This window comes from Komagataeibacter kakiaceti JCM 25156 (assembly GCF_000613305.1).
Genome location: NZ_BAIO01000393.1, coordinates 1 through 2,225, shown reverse-complemented (window position 1 = coordinate 2,225; position 2,225 = coordinate 1). Strand labels below are relative to the sequence as shown.

General features: G+C 62.1%; 1 protein-coding gene and 1 pseudogene. Both read right to left on the bottom strand.

The genetic code is table 11. The features are described 5' to 3' along the window. On the bottom strand, positions 1-1,889 hold a 1,889-nt coding region (gene ftsH / locus JCM25156_RS14245), incomplete at its 3' end, for an ATP-dependent zinc metalloprotease FtsH (protein ID WP_025813603.1). Positions 1,890-2,022: 133 nt separating this feature from the next. Next, positions 2,023-2,225 (bottom strand): annotated as a pseudogene (locus tag JCM25156_RS24710) (hypothetical protein); the annotation flags it as partial.

Here is a 2,225-nt window from a genome sequence, read left to right as displayed (position 1 = left end):
GGCGCAACCGGCGCTGAGGGCGCTGAAGGCGGCACGGACGGACGCCGGTTTTCGGGCATCGGATCATCCACCACCACGCGCTCGATCTTCTCGCCGCGCAGGACCTGACGGATTTCCTCCCCCGTCAGGGTTTCATATTCCAGCAGCGCCGAACCCAGGCGATGCAACTGGTCGATATGATCGAGCAGCAGGGTGCGCGCCCGGTCATAGGCCGCGTCGATCAGCTTTCGAACCTCGTTGTCGATTTCACGGGCGGTTTCCTCGGACACATTCTTGTTCTGCGTCACGCTATGGCCAAGGAAGACTTCCTGCCCGTTGCCGCCATAGGCCACCATGCCGAGCTTTTCGCTCATGCCCCATTCGGTCACCATGCGGCGGGCGACATCGGTCGCCATCTTGATATCGCCCGATGCGCCGGTCGAGACGTTATCGGGGCCAAAAATGATTTCCTCCGCCGCGCGGCCACCCATGGCCAGCGTCAGCTTGCCAATGCACCACGACCGGCTTTCGGAATAACGGTCCTTCTCCGGCAGGCTCATCACCATGCCCAGCGCACGGCCGCGCGGAATGATGGTCGCCTTGTGCACGGGATCGGAACCGGGCGTGAGAATGCCGACCAGGGCGTGACCACCTTCATGATAGGCGGTCATTTTCTTTTCATCCTCGGTCATGACAAGGGAGCGGCGCTCGGCCCCCATCATCACCTTGTCCTTGGCGTTCTCGAATTCCAGCATGGCGACGGTGCGCTTGCCAAGACGGGCGGCCATCAGCGCGGCCTCATTGACCAGATTGGCCAGATCCGCGCCGGAGAAGCCGGGCGTGCCACGGGCAATGACCTTGGGGTCCACGTCGGACGCCAGCGGCACCTTGCGCATATGGACGCGCAGGATCTTCTCGCGGCCCGCAACATCGGGGTTGGGCACGACCACCTGACGGTCAAAACGGCCGGGACGCAGCAGGGCGGGATCCAGCACGTCGGGGCGGTTGGTCGCGGCGATCAGGATCACGCCCTCGTTGCTGTCAAAGCCATCCATCTCGACCAGCATCTGGTTGAGTGTCTGCTCACGCTCGTCATTGCCGCCGCCAAGGCCCGCGCCACGATGGCGGCCCACGGCGTCGATTTCATCAATGAAGATGATGCAGGGCGCGGCCTTCTTGCCCTGTTCGAACATGTCACGCACACGCGATGCGCCGACACCCACGAACATCTCCACGAAGTCGGAACCGGAGATGGTGAAGAACGGCACGTTCGCCTCACCCGCGATGGCGCGGGCCAGCAGCGTCTTACCCGTGCCGGGGGGACCGACCAGCAGCACGCCCTTGGGGATCTTGCCGCCAAGGCGGGTGAATTTCTGCGGGTCGCGCAGGAAGTCCACGATTTCCTGCAATTCGCCCTTGGCTTCATCAATGCCCGCCACGTCATCAAAGGTGACGCGGCCCTGCTTTTCGGTCAGCATGCGGGCACGGGACTTGCCAAAGCCCATGGCCCGGCCACCGCCGGACTGCATCTGGCGCATGATGAAGATCCACGCCCCCACCATCAGCAGCAGCGGCGCGTAATTGATCAGGTAGCGCAGGATCGGGTTGGTGTCGCTTTCCAGCGGTTTGGCGGCGACTTCCACCCCCTTTTCCGTCAGGCGCGAGATCAGGGTCGGATCCTGCGGTGCATAGGTGTCGAACGAGGTGCCATCCGTCAGCGTGCCGGTAATATTATGTTCCTGCACCACAACCGACCGGACATGACCGCTGTTCACGTCCCCGATGAAATCGGAATATGCCAGTTGCTGCGATGCGTGCTGCACGCTTCCCGGCTGGAAAACATTAAACAGCAGCAGCAACAGGACGATGATGATAACCCACAGGGCCAGGTTCCGGCCGAAATTGTTCATCTTGCCTACTGTTCCATCCGCTGGCCCCTTCGCATCACCCGACAGCGGGCAGACGAACAGACGCCACGTTCACTACGTTTACCATACATAGGACGATCAAGGGATATTCACACCCCCCATCCATTACCTTTTCTTAAACCCCACCAGCATACGACGCGCCCCCGCCAAACAGGCCGCCGGGCAGCACGGGATGGGGCGGCTGGTTCATGAAAACCGCATCCGCCACGCCGCAATCCCGATACAGGCCCATATGTGGTACGGCCATGACATCATTTCCATACCATAACGCGGGTAATGTCCGCAGCACGCTGGCAGGCCAGACCGACCGACCCCGCC